The following is a 16894-nucleotide window of genomic DNA, read 5'->3' on the forward strand; positions in this document are numbered from 1 at the left end:
TCGAGGAGAGACGATGAGCGATCAGCCGGATACGGCCGTGGTGGAAATGCTGGTGGAGCTCGCGTGCCGCGCGCCGTCGGTGCACAACAGCCAGCCGTGGAGGTGGACCTACTCCGAACACGGACTCGATCTGTATACCGACACCTCCCGCGTGCTGGGGGTGATCGACCCGACCGAACGGCAGATGGTGATGAGCTGCGGGGCCGCGTTGGACCATCTCGAGAAGGCTGCCGCGGCGTTTCGGTGGAAGACCGAGATCGACCTGTTGCCCACCCCGGGCACGCCGGATCATCTTGCGCGTATCCGCCTCGTGCACGACGCGCATCCTCGGTCGCGTGAGTTCGACATGTTGAGTGCGATCAACCGCAGGCACTCGGATCGGCGGGCGTTCGGACCGGTGCCGACCGATCGCGTTCTGACGCGATATCTCGGTCGGCAGCACTACGGCACCGAGATGACCGTGTTGTCGGCAGAGTCGAAACAGACGTTGGCGAGGGCCTCGACGCTGAGCGCGGGCATCCGGAAGTACGACGCGACGTACCAGGCCGAGATCAGATGGTGGGCCGGGCATTCGTTCCGCTCCGGAGGAATTCCGCCCGAGGCTCTGACGACCCGCGCGGACTCGTCGAGGGTCCAGGTGGGGCGAGCATTCCCCGAACCGCACCGCGTCGGCACGGTGGTTCCGCGGGAGACGGTCGAAGACGAGTCCACGGTGGTGCTGCTCGGCACACCGTCGGACGAACGACTGGATTGGCTGAACTGTGGCCGTGCCATGTCGACGTTTCTGCTGGCAGCGACCGCGGACGGCTTGGCGACGTGCCCGTTGACTCACATGACCGAGCAGGCCGGCAGCAGGCGACTCGTCCAGTCGTTGGCACCGCACATCGGCATGGCACAGGTGCTGATTCGAGTCGGTACACCGATGATCGGTGCCCCGGCGCCTCGAACCCCACGACATGCGGTGGCCTCGGTGCTGTCTGCTCCCACACGCGCAACGAACAGGAGACGATCGTGATTCTCGCAGCACATCAGAAAATCGTGGTGGGGGTGGATGGTTCGGCCGGCAGTATCGGCGCTGCGCTCTGGGCGGCGACATTGGCAGAAAGGGTGGACTCTCCCCTGCTCATCGCCACTGCAGTACAGCAGCCTGTGATCTACATGGGCGAGCCCGCATATGTTGTGCCGAGGGAGGTGTGGGACGAGCAGCGCCGAGCGTCCGAACACATGGTGACCGACGTCGCTGCCGCAGTGCTGGCCCGTCATCCCGACCTTGCCGTCTCCACCTCGGTGGAGGAGGCGACGGCGTGCACGATGATGGTCGAACTCTCCTCCACCGCGCGGATGCTCGTCGTCGGCAATTCGGGTTCCGGTCCGATCGTGTCCGCATTGTTCGGCAGTACGGCGCAGGAGACCTCGAATGCGGCCCTGTGCCCGGTGATCGTGTGGCGGGAGGGCGACGCCGGCTTCGACGCGCCGGTCCTCGTCGGTATCGACGGCAGTGCAACGAGTGAGGCTGCCGTCGAACAGGCCTTCGATCTGGCCTCGTTGTTCGGTGTACCGATGATCGCAGCGCTCGCCTGGAACTCGTGGTCTCACGGCGCGGCACTCTCTCCGCCGGGGCCGCATGACAGCATCGAGATCGAGCGTGAGCAGCAGATGCTGCTCTCCGAATGTCTGGCCGGGTGGGCCGAGAAATATCCGGATGTCAGTGTCGAACATGTAGTGCGACAGGGTAACCCGGCGCATCTCCTTGTCGATCTGTCCAAGCGAGCCGGCCTCGTGGTGGTCGGCAGTCACGGGCGAGGAGTAGTTGCCCGAGCACTGTTCGGATCGACCAGTAGCAACCTCACCCGCCACGCCCACTGCCCGGTGATGATCTGCAGAGACCTATGACCAACCGCACCGTACCGAATCGTGTGCGCGGGAGTGAGGATCGACGACGAGTTCTGGACTCCGACAACGCTCATCGGCTTGCGCGACGGGCGACCGTCGCACGGCTGATCGGCCACGACCACTTCGGGCCCACCATCGACCCGGTCTCCATCGTGTGGAGCGGTAGTCGGTTGTATTTCTACGCCGAGGGGCGGTCGCGGTTGGGGTGGAGTGCGCTCGATTCCTCCGTCGTCCTGGAAGTGGACGCCGAGGACGACGCTCACCTGACCGTATCGACTGTCGTGATTCACGGAATCGCCCGTGCGGTCGTGGATGCTCGACTCGAAGTCCTCGAACAGCTACTGCCCCGGCCTCATTCGGACGGCCCGCCGATGCACCGACTCGTCGAAGTGACCCCGACGTCGGTGTCGGGGGTCGAGCTGATGCGTGGACCGACTGCGGGCGAAACGAATTCACGAGGGTGAAGGCCGGGCCTCATGGCGGCAGGATCGGGACTTTCGACCCTGCCGTCGGCATCGAGAATTCGGCAATGTCGGTTCTACCGATTCGTCGACTTCGAGGAGTTCGAGATGAAGCAGCAAGTACACGACGGGCAGGCCGTGTTGGCCGAGGCCGAAAATGTCCTCGCCGAAGTGCTACTGGTGTGTGCCGTCGCCGCGGTAGGCCTTTTCCTGACGTTGCTCGCGTCCGGTGTGACCGGCTGGGCTGCGGTCTGCGGAGGTGCGGCAGCAGCGATGTTCGTGATGGCCGCAGTGAGCCTTCGTGCAGGGCAGCACGCCGCGCAAAGATCGCATACGCCTTCGGGTTCCGATTCTGTGGCGGGGTCGATGTGATGCCGACTTCTGGCGGACGTGAGCCCGCGAGAGCAGGAACGACGAGGAGGACCGACAGTGAAAGGCCACAGGTGACGGGCTCGATGCGGGTCGATTCCGACTCCTTAGTCGTCGAGATTCCGACGCAATCGGTACCGATGGTGTTTCCGGTGACCACTGCATCGATCGACGGTGTCGTCCATTCGGTGGTGATCGCCGAGTACGGGCCGCTCAGCGGGGTCTCGCCCGACGGACACATCCTCAGAACAGCCGTGCTCGAACGGTGGCCGGACGCACGAGTGTTCGAGCGGCGCAGCACGGGTGAGCGAGGTGCAGACCCGCGCGGCTACGAGAGTTTCTACGTCGAATTGGAGCCGAGCGGTTGCCGAACCGACATCGACCTCGACGAGGTGTCCGCGCTCTTCGGCCGCTGACCGGACGCGAGCGCGGACTGCCAATTCGACTGCAACGCAATTCATCATGTCATGGCGACTGTGCCGTGGCCGTCGACACCGAGACAGGAAGATCACATGAGTAATTCCATCGCCCGCACACTTCCCATCGTCGTGGGTATCGACGGCTCGGCCGAGGCCGAGGCTGCAGCCCGATGGGCCGGCACCTACGCGGACAAGGTCCACGCGACCGTACGTCTCGTTCATGCAGTCCCCGTGGGGGATTGGTACGGGTCGGCGGCATTCGTCGACGGTGGCGCGCTGGAGAGGGACCTTCGCGCCATGGGCCGCAAACACCTCGTCCGAGCAGAGGCAGAAGTACGCGTCGCCGCACCCGGGGTGTCCGTGGACACCGTCAGTGTGGACGGCACCATAGCGTCGTACGTGGCCGACGTGGGAGCAGACATGGTGGTGCTGGGATCCAGGAAGTCGAGCGCGATCCGCGACTTGACCCTCGGTAGCAACACGCTGCGCGTCATGACGCACGCCCAGTGCCCAGTGCTGTTGCTCCGCAACGAAAACGACAAGGCCGACGTGGTCCGTCCGATAGTGGTCGGGATCGACGGCAGCGAACAGTCCGATCGAGCGCTGGGTGCCGCGCTCGAGATGGCCGACAACCTGGGCGCACCCGTGATCGCGGTCAACTACTGGGGGTTCGCGGCTCAGGCCGGCATCGGGATGAGCGCCGGCTACATCGACTGGCAGGCGGTGCAGGAAGACGAGAAGCGTTGGCTGGAAACGCATGTGGAGAAGATGCACGAGAAGTATCCGGCTGTGCAGCTCACGACCGTCAGTGCCCAATCGAGCCCGACACGAGGCTTGCGAGCGCTGTCTGCGTCTGCATCGATGCTCGTGGTCGGGTGCCGAGGTAGAGGTGCCCTCCGCGGTGCGATCCTGGGGTCGGTCAGTCAGAACCTCGTGCACCATGCCGAATGCTCGGTGTTGATCGTGCGGTGAGCAGTCAGTCGACGCTGCGTCTGTCGACCGGCGGGGCACCCAGATCGCAGTGCGGTGGGCAGTCGGAGGTGTCGCCAGTGCTCTTGATCAGCGCCGCCGCGATGACGGCACCGAGTACCAAGAGCCCGGCGCACATCAGCATCGCCGAGTGGAATCCGGCCGAGAACACCTGTGGCGCGGAGTAATCGGACCCGGCAATGCCTGCCAATGCGGGCAGCGCAGCAACGGCGAGCAGTTGACTGGTTCTGGCGACAGCATTGTTGACGCCCGATGCGATTCCGGCGCGGTCGTCCGGTGCCGCGCTCAGGACGGCTCCGGTCAACGGGGCCACCAGAGCGGACAGGCCGAGGCCGAACACGACGACGGCGGGGAGAACATCGGCGACATAGGTGGATCCGGGCCCGATGCGCAGCATCAGCAGCAGCCCCGCCGCCGACAGCAGCGGCCCGACCGTCATCGGGATACGCGGGCCGATGCGCCCCGCGAGCCGGCCCGCACGGGCCGACAGTACGAGCATCAGCACGGTGATCGGGATGGTGGCCAATCCGGCTGCGACAGGGGAGAACCCGACCGCGAACTGCAGCTGTAACACCAGCAGGAAGAACACCCCGCCCAGGGCGGCGTACACGGCGAAGGTCACGAGATTGGCTGCCAGGAACACGCGCGAGGCGAACAGTGACGGCGGTACCAGCGGATCGTGGGTGCGGCGCTCGATCACCACGAACAAACCGACCGCGACGATCCCCAACGCGAGCGCAAGAACGTGGGACTCGATCAGGCCGTACGTCAGCAGCCCGAGGGCAGCGGCGACCGTCACCGCGCCCGGGACGTCCAGGCGACCGGCGGCGTGCGGATCACGGCTCTCCGGAACATGTTTCATCGCCACCCACACGACCACCACGGCCAGTGGAACATTGATCAGGAACACCGCGCGCCAGCCGACGGCGTCGACGAGCCAGCCACCGAGCAGCGGACCGATCGCCGACGCCACTCCGCCCAGCCCCGACCACAGCCCGATCGCAGCCCCGCGATCGTCGGACCTGATGGACGCCGAGATGAGCGCAAGTGAACCGGGGGTCAGCAACGCGGCACCGATGCCCTGGAGCAGCCGCGCCGCGATCAACACCTCGATGCTGGGGGCAAGACCGCACAGAACCGAGGCCGCCGTGAACCAGACGGTGCCCCAGACGAACACCCGCCTGCGGCCGAGCCGGTCACCGAGCGAGCCGCCGAGCAGGATCAGCGACGCCAGCGCCAACGTGTAACCGCTGAGCGTCCACTGCAGCCCGGTGACACCCGATCCCAGATCCCGACCGATCGCCGGCAGCGCGATGTTGACCACGGTGGCGTCGAGCATCGCCAGAGACGACCCGAGCACGGTGGCCGCGACGATCCATCGGCCCCGCGCACTGGACAGGGAAATGGTTACATCGTGCCGCTCTGCAGGCTGCTCGGTCACAACTTCTCGACGCAGACGACGAAGTTGCGGGAGTCCTTCTCGAATCCGTACAACGCGGGGTCGGGGCAGTCGTCGACCGACGTGGTGCCCTGCAGGATGGTCACCACCCGGCGGGTGTCGGCACCCGGGGTGGCGCAGTCGACGCGTTGCGCGAACTCGCCCACCAGGTCCATGCAGCCACCGACGATCCAGTCGATGTCGAGGCACAGGGCCCCTTGCTCGATGTCGAAGTACGTCTCGTAGTAGTACTGGTCGGCGTCGGGCGGGCATTCGGCCGAGGTCGGAGTCTTGGCGAACACGACGTAGTTGGACTGTGGGGATCCGCAGGTCGCATTGGCCACGGTGGCGTTCTCGACCGTCCCACCGAGTTCGACGCATTGGCCGATCTCGACGTCGATGTCGACGCTGCCGCCCTCGTCGATGTCAGGGGTCGGGGAACTGGTGGTGGTGCGAGGCGGCGTCGTGGTGGTGGGAATGCTGGCACCGGAGATGGCGACGGCGGTCCCGGATACTTCCGAGGCGCATCCGCTCAGTAGCACCGCCGCGCAGGCGGACAGAGCGACGACGAAAGCGCGGACCGAACGAGTGGGTGACGCCATGGTGAGTCCTGCTCTCGACGAAAGAAGCGTGCTGGGTGCATCGACCGTATGTGTGTAGAAAATATCGGACTCGGTTGTCGGCCGCATGAGGCAGGATGAAGTGCGTGGATCTTCCTCTCGCCGTTCCGGTTGCGCCGATGCTCGCCAAAGCCGCGAAAGTGGTGCCTCCTCAGCCCGAGGACGGGCCGCCGGTGTGGTCGTACGAGCCCAAATGGGACGGTTTTCGTGCCATCGTGTTCCGCGACGGCGACGAGGTGGTGCTGGGATCGCGCGGCGGCAAGGACCTCGCTCGCTACTTTCCCGAGCTCGTCGAGGCCGTCAAGGCCGAACTACCCGAGAAGATCGTGATCGACGGAGAGATCGTGGTGCCGCGCGAGAAGAACGGTTCCACGCGCCTGGACTGGGAGTCGTTGTCCGAGCGCATCCATCCCGCGGCGAGCCGAGTGACGATGCTGGCGGAGAAGACACCGGCGCAGTTCATCGGCTTCGATCTGTTGGCCGTCGGCGACGAGGATCTGACGGGTGAGCCGTTCTCGACCCGGCGGACGCGATTGCTCGACGCGGTGGGCACGGGCGGGCCGAGTTGCTTCGTCACCTCGGCCACCGACGATGCGGCCGTGGCCGAGGACTGGTTCGAGCGGTTCGAGGGAGCAGGCCTCGACGGCGTCGTAGCGAAGAAGCTCGACGGGCCGTACCTGCCCAACAAGCGCGAGATGATCAAGATCAAGCATGCCCGTACCGCCGACTGCGTGTTGATCGGCTATCGAATTCACAAGTCCGGCAACGGCATCGGATCACTGCTGCTCGGCCTGTACGACGGCGAGGATCTGCGCATGATCGGCGGAGCGTCGGCGTTCACCGACAAGCGGCGGCTGGAGTTGCTCGAAGAACTCGAACCGCTCCGGCTCGGTGACGACGTCACCTACGACGGCGAGGCGACGCGTTGGAATTCGTCCAACGATCGCAATTGGATTCCGGTGCGCATCGAGCGGGTCATCGAAGTGGCCTACGACCAGATGGAAGGCGCGCGGCTGCGGCACGTGGCCAGGTTCCTGCGCTGGCGACCGGATCGCGATCCGCGCTCGTGCGCTTACGACCAGCTCGAGGTGCCGGTGCGCTACGACGTCGCCGATGTGATTGCTGGAGGGCGATAGGTATGGCCGCGAAAACACCACCGGCGTTCGTGCAGGCGGGCGAGCGCGAAGTGCGAGTGTCGAGTCCCGACCGCGTGATCTACGAAGCGACCGAACGCACCCCGGAGATCACCAAACTTCAGGTGTGCGAGTACTTCGCCGCGGTGGGCGAACCGCTGATGCGGGCGATCGGCGACCGCCCGACCGCGATGGAGCGGTGGCCCGACGGCTACCGCGAGGGCATGCGATTGGCGCTCGGCCCGCAGGACAAGGAGGGCGACGGTTTCTATCAGAAGCGGTTGCCCAAGGGTGCGCCCGAGTGGATCGAGACCGTGAAGATCGCGTTCCCGAGCAAGCGCACTGCCGAGGAACTGTGTCCCTCCGAAACTGCGTCTCTGGTGTGGGCAGCCCAGATGGGCACGCTGACCTTCCATCCGTGGCCGGTGCGACGACCGGACGTCGACCATCCCGACGAGCTGCGGCTCGATCTCGATCCGCAGCCGGGGACGACGTTCGCGGACGCCCTTCGCGTCGCCGATGTGACGCGAGAGTTGCTGGAGGAGTTGGGCTTACGCGGCTATCCGAAGACCAGTGGCAATCGGGGCATTCACATCTACGTGCGCATCGAGCCCGAGTACACGTTCGAGCAGGTGCGCCATGCGGCCATCGGCCTGGGCCGAGAACTCGAACGTCGCGACAACGGGGTGACCACCAACTGGTGGAAAGAAGAACGCGGAGAACGCATCTTCATCGATTACAACCAGAACAACCGTGACCGCACCATCGCCAGCGCGTGGAGTCTGCGAGCCCGTCCCGGAGCGACGGTGGGTACGCCGATGACGTGGTCGCAGTTGGCGGACGTCACCGATCCGCGTGACTTCAACCTCGTCACAGTGCCGGACCTTGTGCGGGACGGTGACCCGTGGGCCGACATGGACACGAAGGCCTATTCGCTGGAACCGCTTCTGCACCTGTGGGAAACACTGCCGGGTGGTGAGCTGAACTTCCCGCCCGACTACCCCAAGATGCCGGGCGAACCGCCCCGAGTGCAGCCGTCGAAGAAGGTCGCCGAGCACTGGGATGCCGAAGGAAACCGCACCGAGAGCTGACAGAGACGGGCAAGGTTGCACACTACGTAGCGTTGTCGACGGGATCCGGTCGATCGAGCCGTGTTCTGTGCAACCCGGCCCACCCTCACATGGATTCGAGTTCCCGGATCAGCGTCGCCGCGTCGTACGGCCCCACGTGGCGGGTGAGGTTCTTGTCGCCGCGACCCAGGTAGAACGTCGGAGTGCCGCCCACATCGGAGGACGTGGCGTCGAGTTCGTCGTCCTCGACGCGCACCACGTAGTCGCCGGTGCGGATGTCGTCCTCGAATCTGTCCATGTCGAGGCCGAGTTCGCGTGCGTACCCGTCGATGTCGTCGGGTTCGAGGGCGTCGCTGTTGCGGAACAACACGTCGGCCATCTCCCAGAACTTGCCCTGCGCCGCGGCGGCCTCGCTGGCGTACGCGGCGTAGCGGGCATGGGGGTGGTAGTCGTCCAGCGGCAGGTGTCGGTAGACGTACCGGAGGTCGTCACCGAAGTGCTTGCGTACCTCGGCGACGCTGCCGGTTGCTTTGCTGCAGAACGGGCATTCGAAATCGGCGTATTCGACGATCGTCAGCGGAGCGTCGACGGGCCCGCGGATGTGATCGCGCTTGGCGCTGACCGGACGCAGAATGCGCAGCGATGCTTCGGCTTTCGGCGGGTGGATCTTCGCGTCGATGCGGAACAGAATCCAGCCGAGCAGGGCAGCGATGACCGAGGCGGCCAGCACACCGACGCGGGCCTCGTCGGCCAGCAGCGGATCGTCGAGCGCGAGATCGATGATGAACAGCGAGATCGTGAATCCGATTCCGGACATCGCGGCACCACCCGCGATGTGCGACATGGTCAGTCCGGGAGCCAGAGCCGAGGGTCGCAACTTCGCGAAAATGGCCGAGGCCCCGGTGATTCCGATGAGCTTGCCGAGCACCAGGCCGGCGATGATGCCCCAGGTGAGAGTCGACGTGGAGGCAGCCTTCAGGGTGTCGGAGCTGAGCACCACCCCGGCATTGGCGAGCGCGAAGATCGGCACGATGATGAACGCGGTGTACGGCTGATACAGGCGCATCAGTCTCTCGTTGACCGAGACAGCTTGATCCAGGCCGAGTCTCGCGGCTCGCGCGTATTCGGGATTCGGCGATTGACGGAAGGCGCGGGTGAGGTCCGATGCTCGTTCCACCTCGGAGCGGCGCGGCGGGTACACCGGAAGAATCAGTGCGATCATCACGCCGGCGAGCGTGGGGTGAACGCCCGACTCGTACATCGCGACCCACGTGAACAGTGCGACGACGAAGTACCCGACACCGCGCCACACTTCGAGCCGACGCAACAGGAAGATCAGTCCGAGCCCGATGAACGCCAACACCAGCGGAACCACGTCGAGATCGTCGGTGTAGAAGAACGCGATGATCGCCAGCGCGCCCACGTCGTCGGCCACGGCCAGCGTCAACAAGAAGATCCGCAGCCGCGCGGCCTTCTTCGGGCCGAGTACCGCCAGGGCACCGAGCAGGAACGCGGTGTCGGTGGAGATGACCACGCCCCAGGCCTGGGCGGCGGGGCCGGAGGGGTTGAAGGCGAGGAACAGCAGCGCGGGTGCGGCCAGACCGGCGAGTGCAGCCACGATGGGAATCGCTGCGCGCGATCTGTCGGTGAGCTCACCCATCGCGAACTCGCGTTTGACCTCGAGACCGACGACGAAGAAGAACAGCGCCATCAGCCCGTCGTTGACCCAGTGGGCGAGGTCGAGGGAGATGCCGTGCTCACCCACGGTGATGGACAGCTCGGTGTGCCAGAACGACTGATAGGTGTCACCGAGTGGTGAGTTCGCCCAGATCAGGGCGATCAACGTGGCCGCCAGCAGGAAGCCCGCGGCCAAGGTTTCACTGTTCTTCTCGCCGCGAGCCCGCGAGATCCGTTCGACGAATCGTGCCATCGGCCGGTCCGTCGGCGTGATCTGATCTGCCATCTGCAGCCCGGGTCCTTCCTCGGAGGTGTTGTGAAGCAGTCTGTACCAACACGGCGGTCGACGCTTTACTTCCACGCAGGTCAGTACCCTGGATGGTTCTCTTGCCGGGAAGCGTTGTCGAAGAGATGTGCGCGACATATTCGGCGAACGGCATTAGTCCGCCGAGAATCGGGAATACAAGCCCGACTCACCCCTGCCACTAAGGAACATCCATGCGTGATTTCATCTGCCGCAAGTGCGGACAGAAGCTGTCGTTCGAGAACTCACTGTGTCTGAGCTGCTCGAGCGCACTCGGCTTCCATCTGCCGAGCAGAGCCCTCCTGGTGCTCCCGGACAAGGAAGACGGTATTTCCGAGGCCGAGGTGGACGGTGCCATCTGGAAGACGTGTGCCAATCTCAACACCGCACGCTGCAACTGGCTGGTCGACGCATCCGATTCCGACGACCTCTGCCTGTCCTGCCGGCTGACGCGGACTCGCCCGGCCGACGACGACCTGGACGCGATGGCCGCCTACGCGGACGCGGAGACCAACAAGCGTCGCGTCATCCTCGAGCTCACCGAGCTGGGCCTCCCGATCGTCGGCCGGGACGAGGACGCGTCCACGGGTCTGATGTTCGATCTGCTCTCCAGCGCCAACCAGCAGGTGATGACCGGGCACAACAACGGTCTGATCACCCTGGACCTCGCCGAGGGCGACGACGTGCACCGCGAGCAGCTCCGCGTGGAGATGTCGGAGCCCTACCGCACGCTGGTCGGGCACTTCCGTCACGAGATCGGCCATTACTACCAGATGGTGCTGGTCGGAGACGGTGAACACCGCGCGGCGTTCGAGGAACTGTTCGGCGATCCGGATTCGAGCTACCAGGATGCGCTCGATCGCCACTACAGCGAGGGCGCACCGGAGGGCTGGGAGGACACCTACGTCTCGTCCTACGCCACCATGCACCCCGCCGAGGACTGGGCCGAGACCTTCGCCCACTACCTGCACATCCGCGACACCCTCGACACGGCCGCGGCCTTCGGGATGGCACCGGCCGGATCCACCCTCGAAAGCCCGCTGCCCGGCGAGGTCGGCTTCGATCAGATCATCGACTGGTGGCTGCCGTTGTCGTGGGCACTCAACCAGATCAACCGATCGATGGGTCACCAGGACCTGTACCCGTTCGTGCTGCCGGCGACCGTCGTGAAGAAGATCGGCTTCGTGCACTCTCTGGTGGCACCCAGCGCTCTGTGAGCCTCGCTTACGGTCGTTGAGCTCAGCGCCCAGGGGCGTATCCTGTGTTGTCGGCATCCGCCGATACCGGGTACGCCCCCTGCGCATTAGTGGGCAGAGTGCAGTCGCGGGCAGAGTGCAGCAGTAGGACGAGGTGACCACCATCAGCGAGCAGACACTGAACGCGTCGGGCGCCCTCCCGCGGGTTAGCGACTTCCAGCTGAGTCGCCGGCTGGCCGAGGTGGCCGAGAAGCTGCGGCGTCAGCATTCCGATCCCGATCGCGTCCTGGCCATGATCACCGAGGCCGCGGTCGCTCAGGTCCCCAATGCCGAGTACGCATCCATCACGACGGTCATGCAGGGCAAGTTCGTGCACAGCGCCGCTCTGTCGGGAGAAATTGCCGGGCACTGCGACAAGATTCAGGAGCAGCTGGGCGAGGGGCCGTGCCTCGAGTCGGCGATCGAACAGACGACCATCCGTATCGACGACATGGACAGCGAGACCCGCTGGCCACAGTTCACCGATGCAGCGTCTGCGCTCGGGGTCAAGAGCATGATCTGCTTTCAGCTCTACGTCGAAGGGTTCAACTTCGGCGCACTCAACCTGCATTCGACGCGAACCGGCGCGTTCTCGGCCGAGGCCGAATCCATTGGTTCGTTGTTCGCTGCGCACGCGGCCATCGCGTTCTCCAGCGCCAGGGAAGAACAGCAGATCAGGGCCGCGCTGACCAGCCGGGATCTGATCGGGCAGGCCAAGGGCATGCTGATGGAACGCTACAACCTCAATTCGCAGGCGGCATTCGCGTTGCTGGCCAAGCTCTCTCAGGACACCAACGTCAAACTGGCCGATCTCGCCGTGCAGTTGGTCGACGACGCGGCGAAGTCCACCGAATAGCGACCGGGGCCTCGGGCCTCATCGCACGTCGAGTCCGTCGGTGCTGGCAACCGATACGGCGGGAACATCGGTGGCGATGAACACCTCGATCCGCACGTCCTCGTCCAGATAGCGGCTCAGTGCAGCCAGTCCGGTTGTGGCAGCGATGATCTCGTGAACCCGGTCGCCCGAGATGGGATAGTCGTCCACGTTGTGACGCCAATGCGCGGCCACCAGTGTGCCTCCGGCCTCCAGCCGCCCGACGATGCGGCTCATGGCGGCCGCCAGGTCGTCGGCGTCGAGGTAATAGCCCACCTCGCTGACGACGATCAGATCGAACTTCTCGTGGGGGTTCGGCAACGCAGATACGTCGTCGGAGAGGGACCACAGTGCGAAATCGACTGCAGCACTCTCGCCTACGCGCGCGCGAGCCGTATCCAGTGCGCTCTGCACCACGTCGGTCGACACCATGTGCTCACAGCGGGCAGCGAGCTGTTCGGTGAGCACGCCGATGGAGCAACCGGGTTCGAGGCCGCGTCGATAGTGCGGCTTGGGCAGCGATGCCAGGGTGAGGGCATACTTGCGACGCTCGTACCACTTGCTGTCGAGCATGAACGGATCCTCGTGCGCGGCATACACATCGCGGAAGTATTCCGGACTCAAGCTCATGCGGACAGCCTACTCATGCGAAGACGACTTCGAACGGACGTCGGAACCGCGTCAGGATGTGCGGTGGCAACACTGCGCGATCTGCCGGGTGATCGGACAGCGGTCGAATCTGAGATTCGAAACGCTCGATCGACGCCCGTTTCGCCTCGACGGCGTGCGCGGGCAGGTCGATGCGGCGACTGCGTGACCACGGCACCGCCCGGTGTTCGGGAGTTGCCCAGTGCCACATCCAGATCGGATATTCCACCACCGGTATCCCCACGACGGCGGCCGCGGTGAGGCAGGCACGCGCCGTGGCTTCGTGATCGGGGTGGCCGTCCCCGCGCCACGGTGTCAGGCACCAGGTACCCGGAGTGGCGTCGAGCAGCGGTACCAGCGCGCGGGCCAGAGCGTCCTCGTGCCGCTCGACCTCGCCGTCGGTGAACTGCAGCCGCGTCGGCGGCTGAACGATGCCCAGTTCGGCGAGGGCACGCTCGGACTCGACGGGCCGCAGGGCGCGCAGGCCCTCGGCCGACACCGTCGGAGATCCCGGATGCGAACCGTCGCCGTCGGTGACCGCGACGACCCGCACGTCGACGCCCGCAGCTGCGGCCATCGACAGCAATCCGCCGACGCCCAGCACTTCGTCGTCGGGATGGGGTGCCACGACGACCATGGTGACGACGTCGCTCCAGTGCAGACCGGGAATGGACCAATCTGCGGACAGCCAGTCCGATTCGGCGGTACCGAGGTCGACTTCGGCGTCGAATGCGTTCTCTACCAAGGGTTGTCTTCCTGTGCGATGTCGTGTCCGAGGGCTTCGAGGTCGCGTTCGGCGTGGCTCTGTCGTAGATAGACGGTGAGGTCGGCGACGCGTCGAGCATGCTCTGCGTCTGCGCACAGCGGGCCGGCACCGAGCGCTCGCCCGACGCGGTCGATGCACTGCGTTGCGGCATCCTCGACGACGGCGCGCACGATGCGAGCACGGATCCGAGCGCGGCCGGAGCGGTCGAACGGATCTGCGTCGACCTCGGCCGCCGCGGTGGTCAGGGCACTCGACGCGGCTCCGAGAGCCGATGCGATGGCACCGAGGTGAGCGGCGCGATGTGGGTCGGGACGCGAGCGCACGGCCGCATGCAGGGTGTCGGCCACAGCGCAGGCGCTACCGAACCAGACGGCCGACACTCCGATCGCGCCATGCCAGAAGCCCGGCCGGGTCAGGTAGTCCGTCGGTCCACCGACCACGACAGCGGGGACACGATCGAATTCGACCGAGCCCGAGTCGCTCTCGCGCATTCCGACGGCATGCCACGTGTTCGGCACCGGGGCAGCACCCGGATGAGTCAGGTCCACTGCGAACAATCGCGGCTCGCCGTCGACGCGAGCGGTCACGAGAGCGTGGGTGCAGACGGACGCCCCCGAACACCACGGCTTGGTCCCGGACAGGAGCCAGCCCGAATCGCCGCGTACCGCTTCGAGAATCGGAGCCGGGGGTTCCGCAGCCCACACGCCCCAGATCTGGCCACGCTCGGGCGTCGGGCCGTCGAGCTCGTGCAGAATCGCGAGCGCATCGGTATGTGCCTCGGCCCAGCGGCCCAGGACGGTGTCGTGCCGACCCAGCGCAGCCAGCGACTGCCACCGGTGGTCTGTGTTTCCCGAGCCGGGGAGAGCCAGGTCCAACCGCCCGTCCGCCTCGAACGCGAGAAACTGCGCGCGTAACGCCGACTCGAGATCGGTGGTGCGATCGGGGGTGTCGACAAATCCGGTGTCGGTCATGCAGAAGGCTCCAGAGAACGAAGGAAGCCGGCCATACCGTCGGGTGCTCTGCCGCGCAGGCGGCCCGAAGTATCGACCGGAATGTCACACACTCGGCGGCACACGGTGCCGCCGAGCTCCAGACGACGGACCAGGTCGTGATCCTCGCCGGTGGCGAGCGGCGCGAACCCGCCGACCTCCCAGTAGTCCGTCGCCCGAACACCCAGGTTGGCACCGTGGACGTGGGGATGGCCCACCTCGTTGACGTACTGAGCGTCATAGGAGGAGCGCAGTGCTTCGTCGTCGACGATGCGGTCCTCGAATCGCACCGACACCGTCCCGACCACGGCCCGGGCACCCTCGGCGGCGTGCCGCAGATGCCCCATTAGCCACTGCTCGCCCACCGTCGAGTCGGCGTCGGTGGTGGCGTACCACGTGTCGGCGCGGCCCAGACCGCCGTTCAGGTCCGCTGCGAATCCGGCCGCCCGCGCGGCTCCCACGTTGCGATGGGCCACCGTCACGACCGACACGGACGGGTGACGCGCCGCGACACGCGCCGAACCGTCGGTGCACGAGTCGAGAACGACCGTCGTGGATACCGTCACCGGGGCGACGTCCGCGACGCGACGTGCGGCCTTCGCCAGGGCATTCAAGCAGGCGTCGAGCAGATCCTGTTCGTCGTGTGCGGGCACGACGACGACGATGCGACGGACCGGAGTGCTGGTATCGACAGTCACGAGCCACCCTTTCGGACACCGGACCTCGAGCCCGTTGCGGAACCGCCGGTGGCTGGACGGAGAACGTTGCATGCGACATACCCGTTCGCAGACGATCGACACCTACGGCTCGAAGAAGGGGCTCGGGTGGCGCGGAGCTACTCGTACTCGTGGATTCCGTCGTCGTTTTCGGCAATATCCGATTAGCAAAAGTCCGGGTGGTATGTGTTAATGGGCGTTGCCCCGCGGCAGCACTGCTACTGGGCATCACGACGCAGTACGAAGGATGGTCGGGTCACATGGCAACTCAAGTTCGCACACGCAGGTTCGCCCGCATCGGGGCAATTCTCGCAGGTACGGCGCTCGCCGCCTCTGCAGCATTCGGATCTGCCCAGGCGGCTCCGCTGTGGCCGGGCGGCCCCGACGTGTCGATCCCCGGCCTGCCCGGATCCTCGGACCCGGCGGCACCGGCACCCGCCCCGCAGCAGCGGGTGGCCCCGTTGGCACCGGCGAACTTCGCCGATCCCAGCATCAGCCCGTCCGGCGGCGAGGTCGTCGGAGTGGCGCAACCCATCGCGATCCGCTTCGACGAGGCCATCGGAGATCGCGACGCCGCACTGCGCGCCATCCGCGTCACCACGAACCCGTCCGTGGACGGCCACTTCTACTGGATCAACGACACTCAGGTGCGGTGGCTGCCCAACGAGTTCTACCCGGCGCACACCCAGGTGACCGTCGAAGCAGGCGGCGCGAAAGCCGAGTTCTCCACCGGCGACTCGATCATCACCACGGCCGACGACAACACCAAGCAGATCACCGTCACCCGCAACGGCGAGGTCGTTCGCACGATGCCCACCTCCATGGGCAAAGTCGGCCACGAAACCCCGAACGGCACCTACATCGTCGGCGAGCGCTTCCGCGACATGTACATGGACTCCTCCACCTACGGGGTGCCGGTGGACTCCGAAGAGGGCTACCGCACGTACGTCGAGTACGCCACGCGCATCTCTTACAGCGGCATCTTCGTCCACGCGGCACCGTGGTCCGAGTCGCAGCAGGGCTACTCCAACTCCTCGCACGGCTGCCTCAACGTCAGCACCGAAGACGGCAAATGGTTCTTCGAAAACGCCCAGAAGGGCGACCCCGTCATCGTCGTCAACACCGACGGCGGCACCCTCAGCGGATCCGACGGCCTCGGAGACTGGAACCGCTAGTGCCTGCGGCAGTGGTGTGGTTATGTGCCCTCCGGGGGCTGTTGCATTTTGATGGTGGGGTGTCTCGAGTGTCGAGGCACCCCATTGTCGGTGGTGCGGGACAATGTGTTGGTGGCG

18 protein-coding genes are annotated in these 16894 nt (G+C 65.8%); 11 read left to right on the top strand and 7 right to left on the bottom strand.

Features of this window, described 5'->3' with window-relative positions; all coding sequences use genetic code 11:
* Positions 1-13: 13 nt before the first annotated feature.
* From CH268_RS00445 to CH268_RS00470, 6 genes are all read left to right on the top strand, one after another.
* A complete protein-coding gene (locus tag CH268_RS00445) occupies positions 14-1015 on the top strand; it encodes an Acg family FMN-binding oxidoreductase (protein WP_094661888.1) in 1002 nt (333 codons plus the stop codon).
* On the top strand, positions 1012-1893 hold the full coding sequence (locus CH268_RS00450) for a universal stress protein (RefSeq protein WP_048317967.1): 882 nt from the start codon (positions 1012-1014) through the stop codon (positions 1891-1893). The genes CH268_RS00445 and CH268_RS00450 overlap by 4 nt, the downstream gene beginning before the upstream one ends.
* Complete coding sequence (locus tag CH268_RS00455; protein ID WP_048317965.1) at positions 1890-2357, top strand: pyridoxamine 5'-phosphate oxidase family protein; 468 nt, start codon at positions 1890-1892, stop codon at positions 2355-2357. The genes CH268_RS00450 and CH268_RS00455 overlap by 4 nt, the downstream gene beginning before the upstream one ends.
* A gap of 105 nt (positions 2358-2462) precedes the next feature.
* A complete protein-coding gene (locus CH268_RS00460; protein WP_141215059.1) occupies positions 2463-2726 on the top strand; it encodes a hypothetical protein in 264 nt (87 codons plus the stop codon).
* A 149-nt stretch (positions 2727-2875) separates the two neighbouring features.
* Positions 2876-3139, top strand: a complete 264-nt coding sequence (locus tag CH268_RS00465) for a hypothetical protein (RefSeq protein ID WP_141215060.1) — start codon at positions 2876-2878, stop codon at positions 3137-3139.
* A 96-nt stretch (positions 3140-3235) separates the two neighbouring features.
* Positions 3236-4114, top strand: a complete 879-nt coding sequence (locus tag CH268_RS00470) for a universal stress protein (protein ID WP_176457802.1) — start codon at positions 3236-3238, stop codon at positions 4112-4114.
* A gap of 4 nt (positions 4115-4118) precedes the next feature.
* Here CH268_RS00470 and CH268_RS00475 read toward each other — a convergent pair whose 3' ends face one another.
* Positions 4119-5471, bottom strand: a complete 1353-nt coding sequence (locus tag CH268_RS00475; RefSeq protein WP_240935008.1) for an MFS transporter — start codon at positions 5469-5471, stop codon at positions 4119-4121.
* Between the two features lie 98 nt (positions 5472-5569).
* Positions 5570-6172: an LppU family putative lipoprotein gene (gene lppU, locus CH268_RS00480; protein WP_032406349.1), complete on the bottom strand. Its 603-nt coding sequence runs from the start codon at positions 6170-6172 to the stop codon at positions 5570-5572.
* Positions 6173-6276: 104 nt separating this feature from the next.
* Here lppU and CH268_RS00485 point away from each other — a divergent pair, with 104 nt between their 5' ends.
* Together CH268_RS00485 and CH268_RS00490 are read left to right on the top strand one after the other, a co-directional pair.
* Positions 6277-7326, top strand: coding sequence for an ATP-dependent DNA ligase (locus CH268_RS00485; RefSeq protein WP_032386724.1), 1050 nt, complete (start codon positions 6277-6279; stop codon positions 7324-7326).
* A gap of 2 nt (positions 7327-7328) precedes the next feature.
* Positions 7329-8414 carry a DNA polymerase domain-containing protein gene (locus tag CH268_RS00490; protein WP_094661899.1) on the top strand — a complete coding sequence of 362 codons (1086 nt, stop codon included), beginning with the start codon at positions 7329-7331 and terminating at the stop codon, positions 8412-8414.
* 85 nt (positions 8415-8499) lie between these two features.
* Here the strand turns inward: CH268_RS00490 and nhaA are convergent, their stop codons facing one another.
* Positions 8500-10356, bottom strand: a complete 1857-nt coding sequence (gene nhaA, locus CH268_RS00495; RefSeq protein WP_032369555.1) for a Na+/H+ antiporter NhaA — start codon at positions 10354-10356, stop codon at positions 8500-8502.
* Positions 10357-10568: 212 nt separating this feature from the next.
* Here nhaA and CH268_RS00500 point away from each other — a divergent pair, with 212 nt between their 5' ends.
* The gene (locus CH268_RS00500; RefSeq protein WP_027495263.1) at positions 10569-11591 is read left to right on the top strand and encodes a zinc-binding metallopeptidase family protein; all 1023 of its coding nucleotides are present in this window, start codon (positions 10569-10571) and stop codon (positions 11589-11591) included.
* A gap of 133 nt (positions 11592-11724) precedes the next feature.
* Positions 11725-12465 carry a GAF and ANTAR domain-containing protein gene (locus CH268_RS00505; RefSeq protein WP_094661901.1) on the top strand — a complete coding sequence of 247 codons (741 nt, stop codon included), beginning with the start codon at positions 11725-11727 and terminating at the stop codon, positions 12463-12465.
* Between the two features lie 18 nt (positions 12466-12483).
* Here CH268_RS00505 and CH268_RS00510 read toward each other — a convergent pair whose 3' ends face one another.
* The 4 genes from CH268_RS00510 to CH268_RS00525 are packed head-to-tail and all read right to left on the bottom strand — an operon-like array spanning position 12484 to position 15584.
* Positions 12484-13113, bottom strand: coding sequence for a class I SAM-dependent DNA methyltransferase (locus tag CH268_RS00510; protein ID WP_094661903.1), 630 nt, complete (start codon positions 13111-13113; stop codon positions 12484-12486).
* Positions 13114-13126: 13 nt separating this feature from the next.
* Positions 13127-13876: a PIG-L deacetylase family protein gene (locus CH268_RS00515; RefSeq protein WP_176457803.1), complete on the bottom strand. Its 750-nt coding sequence runs from the start codon at positions 13874-13876 to the stop codon at positions 13127-13129.
* Positions 13870-14868, bottom strand: coding sequence for an acyl-CoA dehydrogenase family protein (locus CH268_RS00520; RefSeq protein ID WP_032382356.1), 999 nt, complete (start codon positions 14866-14868; stop codon positions 13870-13872). Before CH268_RS00520 ends, CH268_RS00515 begins: the two co-directional genes overlap by 7 nt.
* A complete protein-coding gene (locus CH268_RS00525; protein ID WP_255182255.1) occupies positions 14865-15584 on the bottom strand; it encodes a glycosyltransferase in 720 nt (239 codons plus the stop codon). The genes CH268_RS00520 and CH268_RS00525 overlap by 4 nt, the downstream gene beginning before the upstream one ends.
* A 278-nt stretch (positions 15585-15862) precedes the next feature.
* Here CH268_RS00525 and CH268_RS00530 point away from each other — a divergent pair, with 278 nt between their 5' ends.
* Positions 15863-16777 carry a L,D-transpeptidase gene (locus tag CH268_RS00530; protein WP_094661907.1) on the top strand — a complete coding sequence of 305 codons (915 nt, stop codon included), beginning with the start codon at positions 15863-15865 and terminating at the stop codon, positions 16775-16777.
* Positions 16778-16894 lie beyond the last annotated feature (117 nt).

Origin of the sequence: Rhodococcus sp. 06-1460-1B, from assembly GCF_002258475.1 — a bacterium.
GTDB lineage: Bacteria > Actinomycetota > Actinomycetes > Mycobacteriales > Mycobacteriaceae > Rhodococcoides > Rhodococcoides fascians.